Consider the following 25,603-nt stretch of genomic DNA (forward strand, 5'->3'; position numbering starts at 1 on the left):
TCATGAGACAATCTAAATACATCACAATCATCATGATGGCATGCACCCTGTTTTTCGCTTCTTGTAGCGATGAATACATGGAAAACATGAACACCGACCCTTCCAAGGCTGCTACCATCGACCCGAATGCACAGCTCACCACTGCCCAACTGCAAACATACGGAGACTTGGGCATGATAGAGATCTACCGTAACTACCATTATGCGTTCACCCAACAACTGATGGGATGCTGGAACACCACTAACTATGGTGGCCGCCACACAGTGGACAATAATGAAATGAGCCGTATCTGGACATCTTTCTACACCCAATCTCTGAAGAACATTACCGACGCTGAATATCGTACAGCCGAAGATGCAGAGAAAGTGAATATCAACTCTGTGCTCCGCATCTATCGGGTTTACCTGATATCTATCATCACCGACACTTACGGAGACGCTCCTTTCAGTGAAGCCGGACTGGGATTCCTCGAAGGGAAGTTCAATCCGAAGTATGATAAACAGGAAGATATTTACAACGCTTTCTTTCTGGAACTGGAAGATGCCGTCAATAAAATCGATCCGTCCAAAGATAAAGTGACAGGCGACCTCATCTATGCCGGTGATGTGGTTAAATGGCAACAATTGACAAACTCACTTCGCCTTCGTTTTGCCATGCGAATCTCCAATGTCAACCCGACAAAGGCACAAACGGAATTTGAAAACGCTTTAACTGCCAACGGCGGTGTGATAACGGACGCTTCCGGCGACGCTCTCATCAAATACATGACAATAGCATTTAGTTTCGGACAAGAAGCTTACTCTGACTACCGCGGAAATTCATTGCCGCAACTGTTGTTCGGCAACGACCCCGCCAACAATCCAAGTTATCTCTGCTCTACCTTCTTTAATCAGCTATACAACTCCGGCGATCCCCGTACATTCAGAATTTCCCGTTGCTATTACGACGGACTGATGAGTGCCACCAGTACCGACAATCGTGTCGACATCACTCAAGAGATGATTGACAAAGGAATTGCTTTCAGTCCGCGCGACCCGGGTGCTTATTCGTGGGAACCGTGGCCTACGGGTTACGACAGCGATATTTGTGCAGCATTAGCCGTCAACAATCCTGCCGTCACGGCGACTATGGCCCGTGAAGTGGAACCCAAACTTGCCAATAATTTCCTTAAAAGCGACAATCCGGGTGTAGTGATGACCTCTGCAGAAGTGAAGTTGCTGATGGCGGAAGCTACCGTAAAAAAATGGAACGTCGGCAGTGTTTCGGCAGAAAATCTGTACAAGCAAGGAGTGCGTGCGGCTATGGATTTCCTGACAGACAACTACGATTGCACGGCTATCACCGATGAAGAGTTTGATGCATTCATTCAAAACAAAGGGGCTTTCGGGCACACGGACAATCAGAAACTCGAAGCCATCAACACACAGGCATGGATTCTTCACTTCACCAACCCTGCCGAATGTTGGGCAAATGTGCGTCGTTCCGGTTATCCGAAATTGAAATCACCGGCAGAATATGGTTTCGGACAATATCTCACCGGTGGCACGGACATTCCGGTTCGCCTCTGCTATCCTGTATTGGAATCTTCATACAATAAGAATAACTATAACGAAGCCATTGAACGTATGGGAGGAACAGATAATTGGCATATCCTTCTGTGGTGGGATACTGAAAACTAACTATTAAATAATCATCCATTATGAAAAAGATATATATTGCACTATTTGCCCTACTCGCTGTAGGCTCCACATTTACTGCATGCACCGACGAAGAACCGTTCGCTACGGTAACAGAGAATGATGATCCGCATATCCTTGATCCGGTGTTCCCTGACAGAACAAATGGTCAATTGGCTACATTCGCCAACATCAGCCGGGATGCAAATCTATCCATCTCGCTGACCGTGACTCCGAAAGATTACACCACAGTCACGTGGTTTATTGACGGGCAGGAAGTAGAATCGGGTACCGACTCCGACAAGGAAATGAACCGCAGTCTGAAAGCCGGTACATATAATTTGAAGATAGAAGTAGAAACCGTGAAAGGGAAAAAGACTTCCCGTGAAGGATTGGTATTGGTCAACCCATTGGCAGATGACCCCCAATCCAAGGAAGTAGCCTTTGAACGGATTGTATCTCCCGGTAAGACTGCCCGTCTATATGGCAGTAATCTACAGAACGTAACAGCCATCCTCTTGGGAGGAAGCACGGTCACCGATCCCACTTATGTTGAATCGGAAGATGGGGAATATCTGGAATACACTGTTCCAACAGACGTACGTGAAGGCGATTATCGCATCGTTCTGCAAGATTCCGAAGGCAATGAATATGGAGCCGACATGGTAAAAGTGACTAAGTCTTCCTTAATCATTTCGGGAGCCAACCGGGCTACTGCCAACACGGACTGGACCATTTCCGGCATCAATCTCGACAACATCGCTTCTCTAACCATCGGCGGGCAGACAGTGTCTCAATTCAGCAACCAATCTTCTACGGAGATTACACTGACTTGTCCGGATTTGTCTGATGGAAGCTATACGATGACAGGCAAGACCCGTAGCGGAGAGGCTGTACAGTTCTTGAACGATAATACTACAACTACCGAGCAGACTGTTACCGTATCTACCGAAATAACGCTTTGGTCGGGACATCATTACGTTTCGTGGGATAAGCCGGACGGTGATCCCAACAAGAGTTTCGGTCTGATTCCGAAGGATGTGTTTGCCGGTATCACAGCCGGATCAACACTGAAAGTAGTCTACTCCATAGAGCCTACTGCCGAATATCATCAGATGCAACTTGCCACAGGTTGGTGGGCTGGTCTGGCAGATAAGATAGAATTTACGGAAAACGGTGAATACATACTGGTACTGACACAAGACATGCTGAATAAGATTCAAACTGAAGACGGATTCTTATGTACGGGACATGGCTATTATGTAGATTTAATAACCGTGAAATAATGAATGACAGATTGGATAAACTACGCTACTTAAAAAATAAATCATAATGAAACTAAGAAATATTATCTTAATGTCCGCATCCATTGCAATGACTGCCTGTTCCAAACAGGCAGTCCCCACTGCCATTCCTGAAGACGCAAAAATAGAGCAACAAGTGGAAGAGCTTCTATCAAAGATGGACCTTGACGCCAAGATAGGGCAAATGACCGAGCTTGCCATTGATGTATTGGGAGATATAGTGAATGGAGAATTCCAACTGGACGAGACAAAACTCCACAAAGCGATTGCCGAATATAAGGTAGGTTCGTTTCTTAACGCTCCCGGCCCTGTGGCACAAAGCCCGGAAAAATGGAACGAAATTATCAGTCGGATACAAGAACTGTCGATGAAAGAGATTGGCATTCCATGCATCTACGGATTGGATCAAAATCATGGTACTACCTATACATTAGGAGGCACCCTCTTTCCCCAGAACATCAATATGGGTGCTGCGTTCAATCCAGAATTGGCCTACGAAGCGGCACGTGTAACGGCTTATGAGACAAGAGCAAGCAATTGTCCCTGGACATACTCCCCCACTGTCGATATGGCGCGCGATCCCCGTTGGCCACGTGTGTGGGAAAACTATGGAGAAGACTGTTTAGTCAATGCCATTATGGGCAGTAATGCTGTTCGAGGCTTTCAGGGAGACGATCCTAACCATATTCCCGCTGATCGGATTGCTACATCCGTAAAACATTACATGGGATACAGCATACCACGTACCGGCAAAGACCGCACACCGGCTTATATATCCGTTTCCGAACTGCGTGAGAAATGCTTTGCTCCGTTCAAGGCCTGTGTAGAAGCAGGCGCACTGACTATAATGGTCAACAGCGGTTCCATCAACGGGAAGCCTGTGCATGCCGACCACGAACTCCTTACAAAATGGCTGAAAGAGGACTTGGGATGGGACGGAATGTTGATCACCGACTGGGCGGACATCAACAATCTTTATACCCGCGAACATGTGGCAGCGGATAAGAAAGAAGCCATCGAAATGGCAATTAATGCAGGCATAGACATGGCTATGGAACCGTATGATCTCAATTATTGTACATTACTAAAAGAGTTGGTGCAAGAAAAGAAAGTACCCATGAGCCGCATTGACGATGCCGTCCGCCGCGTACTTAGATTAAAGTTCCGCCTGGGTCTGTTCGACCATCCGAATACCTTGCTGAAAGACTATCCTCTCTTCGGTAGCAAGGAGCATGCACTTATCGCACTTCATGCAGCCGAAGAATCGGAAGTATTGCTAAAGAATAAGGATAACATCCTTCCGCTTCCTCAAGGAAAAAAGATACTGGTAACCGGTCCGAACGCTAACTCCATGCGTTGCTTGAACGGCGGTTGGAGCTATTCATGGCAAGGACATCTGACCGACAGATTTGCCGACAAGTATAACACCATTTATGAAGCAATCTGCAACAAATTCGGAACCGATCATGTCCGTCTGGAACAGGGAGTAACCTACAAACCCGAAGGTGCTTACATGGAAGAAAATGAACCGGAAATCGAGAAAGCTGTCGCAGCAGCCCGCAATGTGGATATTATTATCGCCTGTATCGGCGAAAATTCGTATTGCGAAACACCCGGTAACCTTTCCGAACTTGCTATCTCTGCCAACCAAAGCAAATTGGTAAAGGCACTTGCCGTTACGGAAAAACCGATTATCTTGATACTCAACGAAGGCCGTCCCCGTATTATCAACGACTTGGAACCATTGGTTGATGCTGTTATTAACGTTCTATTACCCGGAAACTACGGTGGCGACGCATTGGCAAACATTCTGGCAGGAGACGTGAACCCCAGTGCCAAGATGCCTTACACATATCCGCGACACGAAGCAGCACTGACCACCTACGATTATCGGGTGAGCGAGGAAATGGACAAGATGGAAGGAGCTTACGACTACAATGCGGTAGTCTCCGTTCAATGGCCTTTCGGATATGGATTGAGCTACACTACCTTTGAATACAGCAACTTCCAAACGGACAAGTCCTCGTTTAGCACAGGAGATAAGTTGCACTTTTCCATAGACGTAACCAATACCGGTAAATATGCCGGAAAAGAAGTCGTCATGCTGTTCAGCAGTGATCTTGTGGCCTCGCTTACTCCTGAAAACCGCAGGTTACGAGCCTTCAAAAAGGTAGAACTGCAACCGGGCGAAACTCAAACCGTCACTCTATCCATCAAAGACAGCGACCTAGCTTTTGTCAATGCTGATGGACAATGGGTGCTGGAACAGGGAGATTTTCGTATGCAATGCGGAAATCAAGTATTGACGATTACTTATAAATAAGCATTTATAAGTAAGTGTACATTATTAGTGCAAACTGCTCCTTTTGATTCAAATGATTGTATGTCTACAACAAAAGACAATCGTTTGAATCAAAAAAAAGAGCAGTTATTTTTATCTGAAAGAAAGCAGTATTATCACAAAGGATATTCCTCAAAAGCATACAAAATGGTAGACAGATAACGTTCACCTGTATCAGGCAATAACGCAACGATCATCTTTCCCGCATTTTCCGGTCGCTTCGCCAGTTCCGTAGCAGCATATACAGCTGCCCCCGAAGATATGCCGACCAACAACCCTTCTTGCTTGGCCAGTTCACGACTCGTACGAATAGCATCGTCATTCTGCACCTGAATAATTTCATCTACGACAGAGGCTTTGTACGTTTTAGGAATAAATCCTGCACCGATCCCCTGAATCTTATGAGGACCTGGTTTTCCTCCCGACAGTACCGGAGAATCAGATGGTTCCACTGCCACTATCTTTATACTCGGATCACGCATCTTCAACGCTTCACCTACACCGCTAACTGTCCCGCCAGTACCTACACCTGCTACAAAGATATCGACTTTCCCCTCGGTATCTCTCCATATTTCCAAACCGGTAGTTCGTAAATGCATAGCAGGGTTAGCAGGATTCTCGAACTGTTGTAGGATGACAGCTCCCGGAGTTACAGCTTTTAATTCTTCCGCTTTGGCAATTGCCCCTTTCATGCCATCCGCACCAGGAGTCAGCACTAATTCCGCTCCCAAGGCTTTCAAAAGATTACGTCGCTCAATACTCATTGTATCAGGCATCGTCAGAATCAGTTTATAGCCTTTCGCTGCTGAAACAAAAGCCAATCCTACACCGGTATTTCCGCTGGTCGGTTCAATGATCGTTGCTCCGGATTGTAAGACACCTTTCGTTTCAGCATCCTCAATCATAGCCAATGCAATACGGTCCTTAACACTTCCCGCAGGATTAAAAGATTCAATCTTTACAATCAGACGAGCTTTCAAATCATTACTCCTGTTATAATTGCTAAGTTCCAACAACGGAGTATTACCTACCAAATCCGTCAATTTTCTTGCTATCTTTTCCATATATATCTGTTTTTAATTTCTTTTGTTTTTAATATAGTACAAAGATAGTGGAGATTCTGTTCAAGGTAAATACCACATATATGGTAAATTCATACCATACATATCTGACTTTCTACCAGATACTACAATAGAAAGTCAGCCCTCATAGGACTAAATGTATCAATCAATACACCTGCTTCCAGACAAACGCATCCATGAGGCTGATCAGGTTCTACATAATAACCGTCGCCCGTAGAGAGAATTTCTTTCCGGTCGCCAATGCTCAATTCAAACTTGCCGCTTGCGACATAAGTAGCCTGGCTATGATAATGTTGATGCATAGAACCGACGGCACCTTTCTCAAATTCCACTTTCACCATCATCAGTTGCCCGTCATACCCCATTATCTGGCGGCGGATTCCCGGAGCCGGTTTATCCCAATCCAATTCTTTCTCAAACTGAAAAGCATCACTACGTGTTTTCATCTTCCAATCTATTATTATTATTTATAACTATATTATTTAAACCTCTTCACATAATCTACAATCAGATAGCAAGCCGGACCGAGCACCTGACCATGATCGAATCCCTGCATTTCATACAACGTCACTTTTTTATTACCTATACTTTTCAGGACAGCTTCCAACAGCGCATTTTCTTCATATCTTGCTGCCATCTCCAAATGTTTATCCCCCGTTATCAGTACAAGAGGGGCTGTTTCCTTACGGGCCTTATTTACCGGAGCATATTCATCAACCACCGGAATGCCGTTGGGCAAACCACGCTCCTTACGAATAGTGAAATGTGTCACCGTCTGGCCACTGACCGGAAGATAAGCAGCTACGCTATCAGCATCTACTCCGTATGCTGCCATATACTTTTTATCCATTGCCAGAATCAACGAAAGATAACCTCCCGCAGAATGACCGGAAACAAAAATTCGGTCCTTACGGCCACTATACTTCTCGATGTTCTTGAAAACCCATGCCACAGCTTCAGCCGCATCCTCAATATAAGCCGGATTTTTCGCTTTCGGACTCAAACGATAATTTACCGCCACTACTGCAAACCCTTGTTCTGTCAGTTCTTTGGGGATAAATTTATTTCCACCTTCCATACCACCGCCGTGAAACCAGACGATAGTTGAAAAACCCTTCTTATTTTCGGGATAATAAATATCCAGTTTGCAACGTTCCAGTCGATAGGCATCCATTTCGGAACCAGAAACATAAGATATATCCTTGTCGGTGCGATAAACAGTTTGTGCTTGAGCAATGCAAGTACAAAGCAAAAAGAGAAGAAGGCAAATCTTTTTCATGACTTTATTTATTTTCAATGATTCAGTATTACATTAACTATCAACCTAAGCAGTTCATTCTTTTTTTCAGACAGGAACAAAGATAAGACCTTATTCCAAGAACATAAGTAAAAAAGACTAAAAAAAGAGCTCATACTATTGATTGGGTAAAGTTCCAACTTGGACAAACGCTATTCAATTTACCACTTCGAAATGAAAAATCACTTATTGATATTGTTTTTAACAATAACTTTAGCATTAATAATATCACGCTTATCAATGTACAATTCAGGCTTCTCACCTGCGCTTTCCACCAAAGCTTCAATAGTGATATATTCATCCGGCAACCATTGTTTAAAATATAGGGCGTTATCTTTCAACTCGGCTATACTATTATCTGTTGCGGATATTTGAATAATCTGTTTTATATTTCTCGTATACAAAGGAAGTCCATGCCCTTTAGTCACCAAAGATGACTGGGCTCCCTCACCTACAATATTCTGATTTCCTGTATTTTTTAGCATATAACATATTCTCCAAAGATTTTCAATGGGCGTCGTATCTTCATACTTCACAAAAACTGCAAGGCCCGGAACATTCGGTCTTTGTGTCAATAACGTATTTTCCATACAGTAAATCGTCACTCTGGTTTTTCTTCTTGACATGTGTGCCAAAAAAGACTGTAAATAGTGCACTGATAATAGCACATATTATAGAATTTATAGTTCCCATGGTATATCTATTTTCTATTTGTTAGCCTGATTAACTGCTGTGTACAATACTCTAACTGTTCATTGACAAACTCCAGTCTCTTCTCTAATTTTTCAATTCTTTGCAGAGTTGCTTCTACATCAACTTCCACTCTTTCAATCTTCTCCTCCACATATTTGACAGTCTGCCAATCATACTTATTGTTTCGAACCTCCTCCTGTGTAGCAATATAAGCCGGGCAACTATTTTCCTGCCAAACCTGTTCACCACTAAGAAAACCCTTGTAAGTGCTTAAAAGCTGTTCGACCATTGCATCCGAAAGTTTATAAATACCTTTATTCGAAATATATCCTTTACGCGCATCCATAAACAAAGTCTGCGTCGTCTCCCTGTTTTTTCTGAAAACAAGAATAGCCGTAGAAATAGCCGTACCGTAAAACAGATTTTGCGGTAACTCAATAACCGTTTCAAGCAAATTATGCTCAATAATCTGATGCCGTATCTTACTTTCACTGGTACGAAACAAAACCCCCGCCGGAACCACGACAACAGCCCGCCCATTAGGTTTCAAACTTGCCAGAATATGACTAATATATGCCCATGTAGCCTGACTTCTAGGAGGAATACCATATTGAAAGCGTTCATAACGATCAAACTCAGCTTCCTCTATTGCCCATTTATCTGCAAATGGTGGTATAGAAACAACAATATCAAACTGCTTTAACCGGTCGCCATCCGTCAGTTTAGGATTACTAAGGCTATCTCCCCAAAAAAAAGTGGAATCTTTGAATCCATTCAACATCAGATTCATTTTTGTCAATGCATATTGATTCCAGTTTGCCTCTTGCCCGAAAATACCAACTCCTCTGATTCCAACCCTTTTACCAACTTCAACTAGTAGAGTACCACTGCCGGATACCGGATCACACAAACTATTATTATCTTTATTATTACCTATCAATTCCGCCACCAAACCAATAACCTCTTTAGGAGTAAGGACATTACTTATCTTCTTACCCGCCTCTTCGGCAAAAATGTACAATAACTGATTATATAAAGCACCGATATCTATTAACTTACCGGCATCATCTGTTAATGTCAGTTTCTGAAACAGACGAAGAAGTTCATGCAATTTACCCAATCTCTCATTCGTATCTCCCAATATATTACTTTCGAAGTTGATGGCTCTATTAATTTCATAACCTTCAATTACACGGCTGTTTGCTTGCTCTAATTCATAAAGAGCAACATTGATCAACTTACCAAGCTCCGCCGAGCCAAGTTGTTTGTAAAGATAGTCAAAAGAACTACGTTCAGACACCAACAACCGGAGGAGAGGTTTATTCTCATCCGATTGAAAAGAATCGTTTGATTTGTAGTACTCATTTGCAGATTTCAGAAATAGCAGAGCCAGTACATAATCCTTATACTGATTGACAGAAAGCGTTCCACCTAAAATTTGTTTCGCCTTACTCGCTATATAATATGCAATTTCTATCATAACATGTTTCATTTTAAAGAATCCATCAACAACTGTTCCTGCAAACTCCGTTTTAGTTCATTGATTTCACTGTAAATACTTTCCCCCTCTCTTCTCAATTGATCCATCTGTACAATAAGCTGTTGTGTCTGCATAGAAGGTATGCCGATCTGAAGATCACTTAGTACCGATTGGGGAATTACCTGAATTCCTGTACCTACCGATGAGTTTTTCAATTTATTAAGAACAGATGGGGTATTGAGAAAACAGCAAAGAAATTCTGGTAGTATATCTTTTGATATAATACGTATAATAATGAATGACGAAGAAGCTACCATCTTTTCCACTAACCCATCATACAAAAAACAATAATTAGAGGCTCCTTTAGCCGCAAATAATAAATCATTTTTCCGTAACCAGTATTGATCACCAATCCCTCTATCCTCCACTGTAGTGATCCGACTGTAATCAGGTTTACTCCCCGGATTAATATCCTTAACCTGCAAATACTTTATATTACCTGCCGGATCACTTTTCATATATATGCCAGATTGCATAATGGCAATATCACTTATTCTCTTTATATCCTTTGATTTTCTATCCATACAATACAGTCCCTACTTAAACACACTATTCTAAAAAGTTAAAGAATAAATTTCAGTTATCAATTCAATTACACTGCAAATATATCACTCTTTTTGATATATCAATGCAATATGAGGAAAATAAAAACACAAAAAATGAAAATTACTTTTATAACTTCTTCTAATTAAAAACAAAATAAAGTAGAGACCCTACTAAATAAGAATAAGTAAATATTAACCGGAAAGATATAGTTGCATCTCATCCATACTCACATATAAGCACCCGCTGTCTATAGCCGAACATTCAGTACCGAACGCCCCTCCATCAATAAGTGTCTTTTAAATAATTATACACTTGATAATATATACTTTCAATGTTCTATTTTTAATATTCTGTAGGGAAATAGCTAATTAGAAAATAATGAACCAGAAAATAAACTGCATAAATAAATGCATGAGCATACAGAAAGATGCCTAATATTGCATAAAAGCAAACAGAATATGCATCTTTCTCTATCCAGAAACCGTTCATTGCTTTAAAACCAATGAAGTGTTCCTCGGTGTGCATCGACTTGTTCTTCACCGAGGAAGCTATCGCTCCTCGGTGAAGAAGATAAAAATGGACTATTAAGAAGCATTTTTTCTCTAGTTTACCATAATATATCGGAAAGGAAAAAACAATAAAATGATTAGTTATTCGGGCATCTACTCGCCAAATAACAAAAATAATCAAAAATCTACCGCAGCTCGATTGGTATATTTTCGAAACAGCAGAAATAAAAAATCGTGTAATTACAAATGCTGGACATTTTCCGGCTTTTCTTTACCAAACTGCAATTCACGTACTTCTCCAATGATTAAATATTCCTTTTTTAAGAATCATCATTTTTTAAGAAGGCTACTGATTTCTTCAGAAGGCTCCTTCAACTTTTATCCTTCAATAGTTCTTTTGTCTTATCCGCCAAAAACAGAGGGATATTAATCAAATTACCATCTTGTTTCAAATTCAGCATTGAATACCGGATCCGGCAAGCAGGCTGGAAAAGCTTCTCATACTGAACCAGACTTTTACCTGTTATACTCTGGTCAGCTTTCACTTCTATCGGATAAATATGATTATCATATTGAAGCAGAAAATCCACTTCAGCCTTATTGCCGGAAGTCCAATACCGAAAAGATGCCTGGAACTGCGCTGTAAGACTCTGCAACACATAATTCTCTGCCAAAGCTCCCTTATATTCAATATACCCGGGAGTAGACAGAAGCAAAACACTTGCATCCAGCTCCGACAACTGCCTTAACAGTCCTACATCTAATGCGTAAAGTTTAAATGTACTCAAATCATCATATGCTTTCAATGGTAATTTGGGTGATTTGCTCAATACAACTTTGTTGATAAGTCCCGCCTGCTCCAACCACAAAATAGCATCTTCATACTCACGAGCACGGGCGCCGGGACGTACCAACTGATAAACAAACTTACGGTTCTCCTTCGCCAATTGTGAAGGCAGGGAATTCCATACATAATTAATGCGGGGAGCCAATGCCGATGTAGTATGTTTTACAAAATCCAGTGCATAGTCATTCAAGATATCCCGAAGTGCCGAATCCACCTTTTCCATATCATTGAAGTCAATCATCAGAGTAGCAGGTTCGGGCATACCACCACAAATGGAATAGGCAACAAATGATTCACGCAACTTATCGAAAAATATTTGAGGAAGAGGAACTATTTCCTTAATAGAACGCATATACTCATACATATTCAAATCTTTTGTCTTCAGAAATTCCGTAAAAGTAAGCGGATACATGGACAGATGATTCACCTTTCCCACCGGAAAGGAATTGCCAATATGATTCAAATAAATACCTAATAAAGAACCTGCACAAGCTACCGCATATTCGGGAGCTTCCTCACAAAAATATTTCAGTGCGTTCAGTGCTTCATTACATTCCTGAATCTCATCCAATATGAGTAAAGTCGTTTGAGGATTGATTTTCTTTCCATGCAAGAAAGACAATTGCTGAATAATCCGCCTAGGGTCTTTGGTCGTTTTAAAGATATCGCAAAGCCCGCTTTCATCCTTATCCAAACTAAAATAGGCGACATCCTCGAAATATTCCTTCCCGAAATATTTCAAAGCCCATGTCTTTCCTACTTGACGAGCCCCGTGAATAACGAGCGGTTTCCTGTTCACGTCCATTTTCCATGCTGCCAATTGCCTGAGAATATCTCTTTCGAACATAATGAATCACATTTTTGATATCAGAAATGTGATAATTTACACATTTCTGATATGAGTTTCGTGCGAATATACACATTATCCACATAAAACGAAAGAAAAGTTCTGAATATTAGCTTACCAACAGCTCACTGCTTAGTTAAAAAGCAATCATAATCTGTTCATCACCCCCCTTATCAGGTATTCGCACACTACATACACCGGTTTCTTTATCCCAACTCCATAATATAGATTCCGTATCATTCTCTAAATTTTCTTCCAAGCGTTCCGGTTTTACCTTTTTTATCTTCTTTCCTTTAACAGTTACCTCTTTCGGAGCTTTCGCAGAATAAATACGGAATAATAGATTTCTCGGACCAGGGACAGTGTAGCCTTTTCCTTCACGGGCAGAGACAGTCAATTCATATCCATTCGCCAAAGTATTACAAACAATCGGCGTTTTGACAAATTCATCACGCTGATATCCTAAGTCTTCCCCTTCATCCTCGTAGAGAGTAAAAATAGCCTGTGCACCTTCCTGTGCGGGAAAGACTTCAAAAGTAAGTGGATATACCGGTTTCTCATAAGTGTAGTTCATCACCGGCATGGTGGGGATGATAGAACCTTGCTTCACAAACATAGGAACGGAGGACAAGGGAGCGTCAACCGTAGTCCATTGCTCTCCGGTGTAAACCGTCTTCTTGTTATTATAGTCAATCCATGTACCTTCGGGCAGATAAACGTTTTTGGTACGGGCACCTTTCTTCACCACAGGGGCTACCAGTAATTCACGACCGAACATAAATTGAGCATCCGTAGAAAAAGTTTCCATATCCATTGGATATTCGAGAAACAGAGGGCGCATGATAGGCAATCCTGTATCATAAGCTTCACGGGCATAAGTATAGATATAGGGTAATAAACGATATTTCAACTCGATAGCTGCCTTTGCGTTCTTTTCTGCTTCGGGACCGAAAAGCCACGGTTCCACCGGATTATCTCCCTCGTGGTGAATACGGCTCAAAGGATTGAATGCCCCGAACTGTATCCAACGGGTATAGAGTTCCGCCATAGCCGGATAATCTTCAATGTCTCCACAGTAACCGGTAATGTCACAGGAAGAAAACGGTATCAGTCCTAAACCGGCGGAAAGCATTACGGGAATCTGATTGGCTAACTGTCCCCAACCTTGCAGTACATCGTCTCCGTTTCCGCTATCACCCGTCCAGCCGAACGTATAACGTTGCAGCCCTGCATAAGCAGCACGAGTCATTTGGAACACACGACGGTCCGGATTCCTCTTTTCAAATTGTTCTTTCACCACTTTATCCCAAGTCAATCCATAGACATTATGGATTTCATCGTGCATACCCAGATGGTGTTTCATGACGAGACGTTCCGTCTGCTCTTCGTTACTCCAGGCAGGTTCGCCCATGTCCGTCCAGAAGCCGGAGATACCATCGTCAATCGGTTTCTGCTGATAGGTTCCCCACCAGTCGGCTACGGCAGGCAGGGTGAAATCCACTACTCCACAGTTACCACCCCAAGGCCAGGGCATATCGTAGCTTTTACCGTTCGTACTGTCCTTTACAAAATATCCCAAACGATCTGCTTCTTCCCATTGCTTTTTGTTGGCTTGTGCAATTACCGGATCTTGAGATACAACTACCTTAAAACCCATCCCTTTCAAATCCGAAAGCATCTTCTTCGGGTTCTCATAGTTTCCCTTGCGCCACTCGAAATCCTGCAAGTATTCCGTCCAGCCGATGTCCTGATAGATAATATCACAGGGGATTCCACGTTTCCGGTAACCCTCGGCTATTTCGCGGCTTAGTTTTTCGCTTGTCAGCAGACCACGGCATTGAGCAAAGCCCAGCGCCCATTTCGGAGGCATGATCGGTTTACCCGTCAGTCCGACGTATTGGCTGATAATCTCCTTATAGTCCTTGCCGAAGATAAAATAGTAGATCATTTCACCGTTCGGAGCTTCAAAGCTGTAATAGTCACGACTTTCCGTACCGAACTTAAATTCCGTTTTGTACGTATTATCAAGAAAAATACCATACCGATAGCTGCTCATAAAGAAAGGAATACTCTTGTAGAGCGGATCTTCCACTATACTGTAACAGGGCTTGTCACTGTTCCACATCTTATAAGATTCGCCACGACGGTCCATCTTTCCTGTCTTTTCTCCCAGTCCGAAGAAATGCTCGTCACGACGAAGCACTTTATATTCCATCTTCTTTGTTCCTTCACTCACATGCCCCTTGTCAGCATAATCACTAAACAGGAGTTTCTGATACTTATCAAATATCTGAAGACTCAACGGAGATTTATTTACCCGAATACGCAATTTCGGAGTAAAGATCTCATAACAGGCTGCCTGTTCGTCTACATGGACGGTTCCTACATCTTCCAACTCTTCATTAATCACTGCGAAAGAAGCATTCTTTCGTTGCAGTTGTCCATCGGGCGAAAACCAAACTTTGACTACCGAAGGACTACAAAGCTGTAACTGCAACGCAGCACTGTCCGTCAGGTGAAAAGTCACCTGACGGCCTTGTTGTGTAAAAGAAGTGCATGTGCGCGCTGCACTTTCCGCCCACACCAATGTCGGGAATACCAAACACAACGCCCATACCCAGAATTTATATCTCATCTTCATACTTATCATTTTAGTTATTCTATCTACAGCCGCTTCATGCATTATTGCTCATATAGTAAATTAAGGCACGGATTACACGGATTAACGCTGTTGTTTTACATACTCCATCATTCTAAAAACCGTGAAATCCGTGTAATCCGTGCCTAATAATATAAGATTAGTTTGCTAGAAGACTTACAATCATTTTTATTCAGCCACAACCATTGTCCAGTATTTCAGAGACGGCAATGTGAAAGAAACAACTCCGTTCTCCTGCGTAAAAGCCAGTTCCTGCAAAGCGCCTCCATGTATATCCGGAGAGGCTACCCATAACTTGTTCACTTTGGCCGGCAGATTCATTTGTAAAGCAGCTTTCGTAATCAAGGTCGGTTCCGGCATCGTGCCGTCCACATCTCTCCAGCTAAGGCTGTTTGCCTGCGAGAAGTTAAGAAGATGTATCACCTGCTTGTTGCCTACCTGCTTGGTATAAGTAGTGACCGAACCTTGTTGGGGAGGCCATACATTCAACCTCATTTCCCCGTTGGTACAATTCATGGTGATACTATTCTCCGTACCTCCGTCACGAAGCAGATTCTGATAAGAAGTCAGGAAGTCATAATAATGAACCATCGCTGTTTTCAGCTCTTCGCTCATTGTCAGATTCTCATTCGGGAAGTACTCTTTGCACAACATGTGATCGCCTCCCAATTCCAGATGCGAACCGCCCAAAGCAAACATAACAGCATCCGTCAGCAGAATACCCGGCGTATTAAATTCCCCCGGTTATCCGCCTTGTTATAATTCATATAAGCTGCAAAAACCGTATTCAACTGATAATCGCCATATACTCCATTTTCATAAAGAATAGCTTTCAGATCGGTAAAATCAGCCTCATCCGCCCATACTTCATTATAGAAGAAATCCACTTTATCCGTCTCCCCTATCTGACGGGCACCGTAACGGCTCACCGCATTCATCACCAAGCTCTTGTCCGGATGCACCTGCTTCATTGCATCTATAAAAGAGGCATATCCCTCACGCAAGTTAACAGGAATACCACTATAATTATAAAGCGTGCTACGTCGTCCCAACTGGTCTATCTGATAACCGTCGAAAGCAAAGTTTGCATATACATCGTCATTCCTTTCGCCCAGATATTTCTGCCATTCCTTGTTAGAAGGGTCTACCAGATAAATATTACTTTTCCATCCGCCCGGCAGATCGTGACTGTCTTTAGTAGTGTGAGAAGCATCCTTAAACAGATACCATTCCTCCTTCACTCCATCCGCAGCAGCATCCTTCAACGCTCCGAAACAAAGATTATAAAACATAGACTTCATACCGAAACGATGCTGCGCTTCAATGTAATTCTTCACCGAACTTGTATAAACCTCCCGGTTAGCGATATCCATATATACCTCATCCAACTGTACACGTGTACCGCCCAACGGCCAGTGATGTTTATTATGCCAATCCTGAAACTGCACCCAGTTGATATGATGACGGTTCAGATACTCCATCTCTTCCTGTGTCTTTTCGGCTGTCTTCTCCTGACTGAAATCAGCGACAAAACCATAACGCGGGAAACGTGCCGGATCACTGGATACATCTACCGCAATCGTACCGACTATTACATCCGTTCCGTTCTCCTGACGATAAAGCTCTGCCATGTACCCTTTAAAATCAGTGGTAGGCGGTTGCCATGTCCAGCTCGTACCATTTACCGATTCTTCTCCCACCGTTTCACCCGAAAGGCGATAACGTACTTTAGTTCCGGCAGGCAGAGCGTCATCCGCTGTAAACACCACTTTCTCTCCCGGTTTGTAGAAAGCCTTGTCTGTCGACAGGTCTACACTCAAATCCGATGTTACCGGAGTCACTTCGGTGACACCGCCCGAAGCTCCTCCATTCTGTTGGTTCGACTCATTATCATCACTGCAAGCCATACACAGGAAAGCAGCTACCAGATATATTATTTTTTTCATCTTGAATTCTTGTTTTATTGTTTCACAATCGAGATCGTCTCTTTCAACTGGTCAATCGTAATCTGATAAGAACCGGCCTCCTGAATATTCCACTTATAGTCCAGACCACCCAAATCTGCATCCGGATACATACTGCTCAACTCTGCATCCGATTTAGTGACGAACAATGCTGTTTCCACTTCACCCGTCGGAGTTTTACCGTTCTTATCCGCCATAAACCAGTCTCCGTTCCAGTCAGACTGCTTATCGCAGGAAATCTTCATCTCACCGGCTTTCAGTGTACCGCTCCATGTGAAGATATAAGGACTGTCGACACTCTTAGTCATCGGCGTAGCATTGTCCAAATTCCATCCGTTCGGAGTTGCCTCACCCACCAGATACAATCCTGCGTAAGGAGTGAACGGACGCATCAGCATCTTTTTCTTTTCCTTTGCCTGTATAGAAGCATACTTTATAAGGTTTGCCACATTCAGCCTCTTTCATTTGCCATTTATTATCGTCGCCTCCAAGCACTACTGACGTCGAAGTGTACGGAGCATTTGCTACGGCAGGATGGAAGAAAGCATCCGACTGGCCGAAGTCCGCCACAGAGCTAAACTTAAATTCTCCGTCTGCTTCCCAAGGAATCACAGCTCCATAATGGAACAAATCCATCTGAACAGCATCTTTAGACAGTGCCTCAAATCCCCAGCCACCATTTCCGGTGAACGAACCGACAATGAAGAACTCGTCAAATCTCCAACCGATATCTTCCGTTTCAGTCAGTGTCAACGTCAGATTGAGCAGATCTACTTTTACAATATAGGTTGCCCCTTCATCGATTACAAACGGCTCATCCGGCTGGTCACCCGATGTACGGTAAGTCAGCTGGAGTGCTTCCCCAGCAGTGGCGTCACGGTTGTACGACGGCAAGAATTGTCCCAATGTCGTTATAAATTTCAATGATCCGGCGTTCAGTTTTCCTGTCCATGTAAACTGTCCGTTATCCGTACGCTCCATCGCTGTCGCATTGTCGGCAGCCCATCCATTCGGAGCAGCATCACCAATCAGATAAAGCGTAGTAGTAACCGGCTGGTATGTAGTCACTGTAAAAGCAGTCGTCGCACTTTGTTTCTGCTCTTCCATTCCGGCAACAACCGCTGTGATACGTGCCTCCAACTCCGCTTTCACAGCATAACCGATACCGAACTGTGTATTCAGGAATTGGTTGAGTTCTTCCACTTTCTTAGTCCATTGATACGTTCCCGTACCTAAATCCACCGAATAAGCATTTGCAAAGTCCGTTCCGGCTTTTGCCAGCTCCAGCGTATAAGAGATACGGTTACCACTTCCATAATTCGTTCCGGTAGTCCATGAGAGAGCGAGTGCTTCCTGACTATGGTTCTTTTCGTTCAACACCAAGTCCTGCTGATTCACCGAAAGAGTGAGGGTATCATGTCCTTTATTTGTCTCCATATAATCTTCGGCACAGGCAACCATCGTTCCGCCGATGAAAAGAGAGCATAACAACTGATATATATATTTCTTCATGATATTATTTATCTAAATGAATGATTATAAAACAGATTAATAACCGGGATTTTGAGTCATCAGATGATTGGAGTCCATCTCTGTCTGCGGAATAGGCAACAGGAGACGTTCCTTGGTCACATTATTCTTGCCGATGGATTTCAGGAATGTCAATGCATAATTTCCATTATCCACACGGATCATATCAAACCAGCGGTGTCCTTCAAAGGCAAGTTCCATCCGGCGCTCGTGAATAATCTTCTCTCTCATTTCAGTCTGCGTCAGAGTAGTCGGCACATCTGCCAGTCCGGCACGTTTGCGGACGATATTCAACGGAGCAGCAGCCTGGTCGGGATGTCCCTGCTCGTTCAATGCTTCCGCTTTCTTCAATAGAACATCTGCATAGCGATATACTACGAAGTTGTTGGGATTGGTATTATACTCCGGAGAAACAGTCTTCGACACAAGGAACTTGCGCACATTATAACCTGTATTCGACCAGGAACGTCTGTATTCCATTCCGTCAAAAGCGGGGCAACCTTGATACAAGACAGTTACGTCTTTCCGCAAATCACCGTCCTCATATTGCTTGAAAAATTCTTCCGTAGGCAGGTTCCATCCATAAGCACCGGCCACCAGACTTGAGTTACGAGGTCCCATAAAAGTCGACAGCCAGGATGATTGGTTATCACCGCCCCAGAAATCATATTCCGTACTACCGGAATATTGTACTTCGAAAAGGGATTCCGCACCATTATTGATAGTAGCATTGAAATTATCGGCATAATTGCATTGAGTCAAATCGTATCCCATCGCAGCAATGTTGTCACACAGAGTTACTACTTCATTATAGTATTCGCGATGATTGGGCGCCAGTGTCAGATAAATATCCGCCAGCATAGCCATTGCAGCTTCTTTGCAGGCACGTCCTCTATCGCTGTCTCCATAACTGCTTTTCGGAGGAAGCATGTTTACCGCATTTTTGCAGTCAGAAAGAATCCGGGCATATACCTCATCTACCGTATTACGGGCAATATCCGTAGATTCTCCCGGTTCAAACGGCGTTAAGCGCAAAGGCACACCTCCATACAGACGAACCAGAATATAGTAGTAATGTGCACGCAGGAAATAAGCCTCACCCATGCAACGAGTCTTTACCTCATCGGAGATAGCTGCCGAAGGCAGATTGGAAAGCACAATGTTACAACGTCCGATACCTACCCACGGAGAACGCCATACGTACAAAGCAAAGCCATTATCACTCTGGGCTATGAAATTGGAAGCCTGCACAGTTTCCAGTCCGTCGGTTCCCCCTCCGGCGCCTACTTCACTGTTACCTGCGATAATATCGAGGCTCCAGATACGCTGATTATACATATTGGATGACTGAAGAGTCTTGTAGCAGGCAGTAGTCAGTGCCACGGCAATCTCGTTCGTTACTTCCGATTCGGGATCGACGCCATATTTAGGATATTTATCTAAGAAATCGTTGCATGAGGTCAATGCCAATATGGCAAACATCATCACCAAAGTTGTTATCTTTTTCATATTCTTCCTCCTGATTTAAAAGTTAAAGTTCAAACCCATGCTGAACGTACGTGAGATAGGGTAACGGCTGCTGTCGATACCATTAACGTCAACCTCCGGGTCAAAGCCGGAATATCCGGTGATAGTCGCCACATTCTCGCAAGAGAAAGAGATGCGGGCATTTTCCAGTTGCATCTTTTGCATCCACTTTTTAGGCAGTGTATACGAAAGCGTAATGTTTTTCAGACGGAGGTAGGAACCGTTTTCCACAAATCGGTCGGATACACGGCAGTTCTGATTCGGGTCTCCCCAGATAGCACGCGGCATGGAGTTGCTTGTTCCTTCTCCCGTCCAGCGGTTCAGTACGGCTGTGGTCTGGTTGTAAGCGGCTGCCATTCCTTCGTTGTCTACATTGTTGGCATTATAAATCTTGTTTCCCGATACGCCTTGCAGGAACACGGAAAGTTCCCATCCCTTATAAGAGAAATTATTGCTTAGAGAGAAGAACCAGTTCGGGTTCGGGTTGCCGATAACGGTACGGTCTTCATCGTTGATAACTCCATCGTTATTCAAGTCCCGGAAACGGATATCACCCGGAGCAGCGCCCGGTTGGGTAGCATGGCGGTTTACTTCATCCCAGTTCTGGAAAAGTCCGTCGGTTACGTATCCGTAGAATACATTAATCGGATAACCGGCTCTAAGCATAGTCACGTATGAGTTCCCCATCTGGTTGATAAACATCGGAGTTTCGCTGTTCAAGTCCTGAATTTCGTTCTTGTTATAAGTAGCTGTTAAGGCAGACTCCCAAGAGAAAAGCCCTTTCAAATTAATAGTACGCAAGGTCATTTCCACCCCTTTGTTGCGCATCTTGCCGGCATTGGTGAAAGTTTCGGTAGTATCTTCAAAACCGGAAGTGATAGGAATGGAAGCCTTCACCAACATATCTGCTGTCTTCTTGATATAAGCGTCCAGCGAAAGGTTGACGCGTGAATTGAACAGGCTCATGTCTACACCAAAGTTGGTCTGGCGCACTTCTTCCCAATGAATATTCGGATTGGAGAGAGTAGTAGATACCAGAGCGGTGGAGTTGTTGTTGCCGAAAGGATAGACTCCTGTGTTATAGGAAGCAACAAAACCATAGTTACCGATTTCCTGATTACCGGTCACACCGTATCCGATACGCAGTTTGAGGTCATTCACCGGGAAGTTGTCTTTCGGAAACCAGTTCTCCTGGGAGATACGCCATGCCAGCGAAACGGAAGGGAATGTTCCCCAACGGTTGTTCTTACCGAAACGGGAAGAACCGTCACGACGCACAGTAGCTGTAAGCAGGTATTTATCTTCGTAAGAATAGTTGAGACGTGCCATCAGAGAGAGCAGTGCCCAGTCACTCTGGCTACCGCCAAGACTGTACATCTTCTCGCCGTTGTCCATTTCGTGGATATTATCAAACATGAAGATATTCTTTTGAGCATTCAGGTAATCGTAGTTGTTCCACTGGGCGGAAGAACCTGCCATCACCCCTACCCGGTGTTTCTGCGCAAAAGTGTGGTCGAATACAAAATAATTATCCCACAAATAGGTAAATGCTTTGTTATCGCTCTTATAGCGGGAAGATTCTTCTACCGGATTCGGTTTCCAGTTGTAAGCCGGAGTAAAGTTGTCGACAAACCAGAATTTGGCGTCATAACCGAATGTACTTTTCAACTTCAGCCATTTGGTAAAGGTAATCTCTCCGGTGATATTTGCCAGGAAGTTATATCCTTTTGTTTCATTGGTCATCATGTGCAGTGTACCGATCGGGTTACGGATGCTTCCGTACCATTGCGCCTCCTGTCCGGGACCGCTCCAACTGCCGTCCTCATTCTTCACCGGTTGGGTGGGGAGTGCTTTCATTGCATCACCGATGCTATAAGTTCCTCCTTCTTTCACGTCCGTACTGAATGTCAGGTTGGTAGTGAATTTCAGCCATTTATTAACTTGGGCATCGCTATTTGCCTGAAAGTTGAAACGACGGTAATTAACGCTTTCCACAATACCGGACTGGTCAAGGAAACCACCGGACACATAGTAATGTGCTTTTTCCGTACCACCGGAATAGCTAACCGAATAGCTTTGCTTCACTCCCGTGCGCAGCATTTCATCCAGCCAGTTCGTTCCTGTTCCCAATAAAGAAGGGTCTGCCCAATAAGGGTTTGTATTATCATCATTATTAGACAGCATATCATTGCTCAAAGCGGCATATTGCGCAGCATTCAGCATATCGGGCACTTTAGTGGCATTCTGAATCGCCCAATTAGCGTTTACCGTCACCTTTCCGGCACCCTCGGCACCCCGTTTGCTGGTAATCATCACCACACCGTTCGCACCACGCGAACCATAAATAGCTGTTGCCGAAGCATCTTTCAATACGTCCACCCGCTCTACATCGGCCATATTCAAGGAAGACAATCCCAAGTCGGTAGGTATTCCGTCAATGACAATCAGCGGGTTACTATTGTTGATTGTTCCCAAGCCACGGATTTTAATGGTGACATTATCACCCGGCTTACCGGCATCGATAATCTGCACACCGGACACCTTTCCCTGCATTGCCTGACCGATATTGGCCACCGGAGAGTCTTTAATGTCCTTCACTCCGACAGAAGATACCGCTCCGGTCAGATCGCTCTTTTTCATCGTTCCGTAACCCACTACTACAACTTCGTCCAATACTTCCGTATCTTCCTGCAAGGTTACTTTCAAAGCGTTTTTCCCGTTCACCGGGATTGTCTGCATTTTATAGCCGACAAAAGAGATAGTCAGCGTACTGTTAGTCGGAACGCTTAATGAGAAATTACCGTCTACATCGGTAATTGTACCGTTCGTTGTACCTTTTTCTACCACACTGGCACCGATCACCGGTTCACCCGTGGCATCTACGACATGTCCTTTTATTGAAATCTGTTGTGCGAATGCACTAAGAGATAGGAACAAGCCCCACATTATTAGTAAGAGGCGGCGTTCAAAGCCTTTCGACTTCATACTCTGTTTCATGTACATTAATTTAAAGTTAATATTAGGGTTACTTTTGTTTTACTTTCTGTGTCATTGCTGAAATGACCGTGAAACAAAAGTATCCACATTTCATACTGCTTCTTAAAGCAGATAGCAAAAATATAGTGATTTATACAGTATCCCACAGTATAAACCACTAAATATAAGAACGTTACAAAATAGAAGTCGGACTAAAAAAGTAGTGGTTTTCTTATTCTTCCACCTTCCCTATTTGCATTACTTTAGCCTCAAATTCATCTCTTTCTCCCACAGCCTTGTTACGGACACGAGTCCGGTAATTATAAATGGTAGTGACGGAGTAACGAAGGAATTGCGCTATCTTAGTACTGTCCGTAATTCCAAGGCGGATGAGAGCGAAGATACGAAGTTCGGTATTCAGCAGTTCTCCCGGTTTGGGTTGCATCGGTTCGGTAAGCAGGGCATTAAAATCTTCCACAAAACTGGGGAAGAGTTGCAGGAAAGTCACATCGAAGTTCGCATAAAACTCTTTCAGTTCTTCATCAAGAAATTGCGAAGATTTAATAGCCTTATATAGTTCTTCCACCCTTCCGGCAGCAGCAATCTTATTCAGGGAACGGCGGTATAAATCCATCTTGTCGAGATAAGTGGAGCATTGGTCCATATATCTCCCGATATATTCCTCCTTGATATAGTTGGCTTCCGAAAGCGTATGATTCATTTCTTTCAGTTGCGAATTGGAATCGTGAAGTTCTTCGTTCAGTTCTTGCAGGAGCGTATTAGTGTCGATCACTTCGCGACGTGCGGCAGCAACCTTTTTCATCTGCTTGTAAACGAAGAAAATGGCGACTAACAAAAATACGGAAAGCAAACTGATACAAATCAATGAGACTTTCATCTCCTGCTGCTGACGTTTGGTTTTTAATTGATAGGCCTGGTCGATGATAGGAAAGACCTGTGAGATTTCCAGGGTACGAAGACGGGCATTGCAAAGGGTGGCATCCTCCAGGGAACATTTCAGATAGTTGTAGGCACGGTCGATGTCTCCTTCTTCATAAACAAGAGAAGCGAGTTTGCGCAAAGACACATATTCTTTTACCGCTGATTTCAAATCGGCAATGGCCGAAAGAGCCAGGTAATGTTTTTGCCCCTGCTTATCTCCTTTCAACCGATAGCCTTCGGAAATGGTATAAGTAATCATTGCCTGTGCATGATCATCTAAAGACGGTTTACTGTAATATTCCATCAGCATATCAATCGCTTCATCGTATCGGGCATGAACGATGCACTTATCTGCCATCACCAATGCGTGCCCCAGAGAGTCGGAAGCATTGATCTGTAACAAGGAATCCCGGTATAAATCCGTCATCCGGTAATATTCTTTCTTGGCTTTCTCCGTAACGGCATAATCACCCATCAATCCATAAATAGTGCGGTACAGATGATAATAATAGCCATATAGATAGTCGGGCAGTGTTTTCTTATCAATTTTCCCCAATAACTCAAGGGCTTCTTTATACATTCCGGTAGTTCCCATCACTTCCGCCATATTCATGGCAGAATCATCCAAGTAGTCCAGTTTATTTAAACGATGTGCCAGTTCCTCTTTCCGTTGGGCATAGACAAAAGACGAATCCAGATTATAAGCCCGGTATTCATCGAAAAGACGTCCGCAAAAACCATATCGCTGCTCATCGGAAGCAGCCTCAACCAACAATTTCTTCAAGTCAGCAATTCGTGCCTCCTTTTCCGCTCCATAAGTCTGGCGGTTTTTAATGATACCATCAATCTCACGAAGCAACGCATCGGTACTCTTATTATCTTTTGCATAAAGCAGACCAGAAAGGACGATTGTCACAAAAATCAGAATAACTTTTTTCATAGTGCCGTATGTATTATATCTGCAAAGATAAAAGTCTTTCAGAAACTTCCGGCTTTCAGGAGAAGATTATTGCAGGTAGAAAAAACAATCTTTTTTAAAGAGAGAGCAAAACAGATTTATTATAAACACAATAATTGTATTTATAATAATCAATATGCAGTCATTGTTAATTCTTTTATTCCGGTCACTCCTTACTAGAGAAAGTATTGAAAATTTTTATTCTCTATTATTCACTTCTTCCATGCCCTTGTTTTCCCCAAAGTATCTTTTTGTGTGATATAAATAGCATCTCGTATCCTCACTAAGATTAAACTCTATTATATCCTGGAGTGCTTCGCAATTATCTTAGGCATATAGGCAGTCTTATCCTCTATTCATTGCCT

The 25,603-nt window shown here is 43.3% G+C and carries 14 protein-coding genes and 3 pseudogenes; 3 read left to right on the forward strand and 14 right to left on the reverse strand.

From position 1 onward, the window contains the following. The first annotated feature begins 2 nt into the window (after positions 1-2). The 3 genes from NXX38_RS05905 to NXX38_RS05915 are packed head-to-tail and all read left to right on the forward strand — an operon-like array spanning position 3 to position 5,303. Positions 3-1,679, forward strand: a complete 1,677-nt coding sequence (locus NXX38_RS05905; RefSeq protein ID WP_258978795.1) for a SusD/RagB family nutrient-binding outer membrane lipoprotein — start codon at positions 3-5, stop codon at positions 1,677-1,679. 20 nt (positions 1,680-1,699) lie between these two features. After that, complete coding sequence (locus tag NXX38_RS05910) at positions 1,700-2,962, forward strand: hypothetical protein (RefSeq protein ID WP_258978796.1); 1,263 nt, start codon at positions 1,700-1,702, stop codon at positions 2,960-2,962. Between the two features lie 46 nt (positions 2,963-3,008). After that, positions 3,009-5,303 carry a glycoside hydrolase family 3 N-terminal domain-containing protein gene (locus NXX38_RS05915; RefSeq protein ID WP_148367755.1) on the forward strand — a complete coding sequence of 765 codons (2,295 nt, stop codon included), beginning with the start codon at positions 3,009-3,011 and terminating at the stop codon, positions 5,301-5,303. Between the two features lie 134 nt (positions 5,304-5,437). Here NXX38_RS05915 and cysK read toward each other — a convergent pair whose 3' ends face one another. The 14 genes and pseudogenes from cysK to NXX38_RS05985 form a co-directional block, all read right to left on the reverse strand. Next, entirely contained in the window at positions 5,438-6,385 is a 948-nt protein-coding gene (gene cysK, locus NXX38_RS05920; protein ID WP_258978797.1) for a cysteine synthase A, read from the reverse strand. A gap of 122 nt (positions 6,386-6,507) precedes the next feature. Continuing rightward, positions 6,508-6,849, reverse strand: coding sequence for a cupin domain-containing protein (locus NXX38_RS05925; RefSeq protein ID WP_217720814.1), 342 nt, complete (start codon positions 6,847-6,849; stop codon positions 6,508-6,510). A gap of 32 nt (positions 6,850-6,881) precedes the next feature. Then, positions 6,882-7,682, reverse strand: a complete 801-nt coding sequence (locus NXX38_RS05930) for an alpha/beta hydrolase (protein WP_258978798.1) — start codon at positions 7,680-7,682, stop codon at positions 6,882-6,884. 200 nt (positions 7,683-7,882) lie between these two features. Continuing rightward, on the reverse strand, positions 7,883-8,290 hold the full coding sequence (locus tag NXX38_RS05935) for a hypothetical protein (RefSeq protein WP_148367800.1): 408 nt from the start codon (positions 8,288-8,290) through the stop codon (positions 7,883-7,885). 110 nt (positions 8,291-8,400) lie between these two features. Beyond that, entirely contained in the window at positions 8,401-9,873 is a 1,473-nt protein-coding gene (locus NXX38_RS05940; RefSeq protein ID WP_258978800.1) for a type I restriction-modification system subunit M, read from the reverse strand. Positions 9,874-9,881: 8 nt separating this feature from the next. Then, a complete protein-coding gene (locus NXX38_RS05945; protein WP_148367760.1) occupies positions 9,882-10,457 on the reverse strand; it encodes a restriction endonuclease subunit S in 576 nt (191 codons plus the stop codon). A 902-nt stretch (positions 10,458-11,359) separates the two neighbouring features. Then, entirely contained in the window at positions 11,360-12,682 is a 1,323-nt protein-coding gene (locus tag NXX38_RS05950; RefSeq protein WP_258978802.1) for an ATP-binding protein, read from the reverse strand. Positions 12,683-12,818: 136 nt separating this feature from the next. Next, complete coding sequence (locus NXX38_RS05955; protein WP_258978804.1) at positions 12,819-15,332, reverse strand: glycoside hydrolase family 31 protein; 2,514 nt, start codon at positions 15,330-15,332, stop codon at positions 12,819-12,821. Between the two features lie 177 nt (positions 15,333-15,509). Further along, positions 15,510-17,287: pseudogene (locus NXX38_RS05960) on the reverse strand (glycoside hydrolase family 66 protein). A gap of 14 nt (positions 17,288-17,301) precedes the next feature. Continuing rightward, positions 17,302-18,817, reverse strand: a pseudogene (locus tag NXX38_RS05965) (SusF/SusE family outer membrane protein). A 36-nt stretch (positions 18,818-18,853) separates the two neighbouring features. Then, positions 18,854-20,317, reverse strand: coding sequence for a RagB/SusD family nutrient uptake outer membrane protein (locus NXX38_RS05970; RefSeq protein ID WP_374226065.1), 1,464 nt, complete (start codon positions 20,315-20,317; stop codon positions 18,854-18,856). Positions 20,318-20,359: 42 nt separating this feature from the next. Next, on the reverse strand, positions 20,360-23,359 hold the full coding sequence (locus tag NXX38_RS05975) for a TonB-dependent receptor (RefSeq protein ID WP_258978809.1): 3,000 nt from the start codon (positions 23,357-23,359) through the stop codon (positions 20,360-20,362). A 211-nt stretch (positions 23,360-23,570) separates the two neighbouring features. Beyond that, on the reverse strand, positions 23,571-25,220 hold the full coding sequence (locus NXX38_RS05980; RefSeq protein ID WP_148367767.1) for a DUF6377 domain-containing protein: 1,650 nt from the start codon (positions 25,218-25,220) through the stop codon (positions 23,571-23,573). Positions 25,221-25,439: 219 nt separating this feature from the next. Continuing rightward, positions 25,440-25,565: pseudogene (locus tag NXX38_RS05985) on the reverse strand (ISAs1 family transposase); the annotation flags it as partial. Positions 25,566-25,603 lie beyond the last annotated feature (38 nt).

This window comes from Bacteroides sp. BFG-637 (genome assembly GCF_024793605.1).
GTDB classification, from domain to species: domain Bacteria; phylum Bacteroidota; class Bacteroidia; order Bacteroidales; family Bacteroidaceae; genus Bacteroides; species Bacteroides vicugnae.

Bases quoted from the DNA above. Each gene is read 5' to 3' on its own strand.
- NXX38_RS05905 (WP_258978795.1), top strand. From the start codon at position 3: ATGAGACAATCTAAATACATCACAATCATCATGATGGCATGCACCCTG.
- NXX38_RS05910 (WP_258978796.1), top strand. From the start codon at position 1,700: ATGAAAAAGATATATATTGCACTATTTGCCCTACTCGCTGTAGGCTCC.
- NXX38_RS05915 (WP_148367755.1), top strand. From the start codon at position 3,009: ATGAAACTAAGAAATATTATCTTAATGTCCGCATCCATTGCAATGACT.
- cysK (WP_258978797.1), bottom strand. From the start codon at position 6,385: ATGGAAAAGATAGCAAGAAAATTGACGGATTTGGTAGGTAATACTCCG.
- NXX38_RS05925 (WP_217720814.1), bottom strand. From the start codon at position 6,849: ATGAAAACACGTAGTGATGCTTTTCAGTTTGAGAAAGAATTGGATTGG.
- NXX38_RS05930 (WP_258978798.1), bottom strand. From the start codon at position 7,682: ATGAAAAAGATTTGCCTTCTTCTCTTTTTGCTTTGTACTTGCATTGCT.
- NXX38_RS05935 (WP_148367800.1), bottom strand. From the start codon at position 8,290: ATGGAAAATACGTTATTGACACAAAGACCGAATGTTCCGGGCCTTGCA.
- NXX38_RS05940 (WP_258978800.1), bottom strand. From the start codon at position 9,873: ATGATAGAAATTGCATATTATATAGCGAGTAAGGCGAAACAAATTTTA.
- NXX38_RS05945 (WP_148367760.1), bottom strand. From the start codon at position 10,457: ATGGATAGAAAATCAAAGGATATAAAGAGAATAAGTGATATTGCCATT.
- NXX38_RS05950 (WP_258978802.1), bottom strand. From the start codon at position 12,682: ATGTTCGAAAGAGATATTCTCAGGCAATTGGCAGCATGGAAAATGGAC.
- NXX38_RS05955 (WP_258978804.1), bottom strand. From the start codon at position 15,332: ATGATAAGTATGAAGATGAGATATAAATTCTGGGTATGGGCGTTGTGT.
- NXX38_RS05970 (WP_374226065.1), bottom strand. From the start codon at position 20,317: ATGTTTGCCATATTGGCATTGACCTCATGCAACGATTTCTTAGATAAA.
- NXX38_RS05975 (WP_258978809.1), bottom strand. From the start codon at position 23,359: ATGAAACAGAGTATGAAGTCGAAAGGCTTTGAACGCCGCCTCTTACTA.
- NXX38_RS05980 (WP_148367767.1), bottom strand. From the start codon at position 25,220: ATGAAAAAAGTTATTCTGATTTTTGTGACAATCGTCCTTTCTGGTCTG.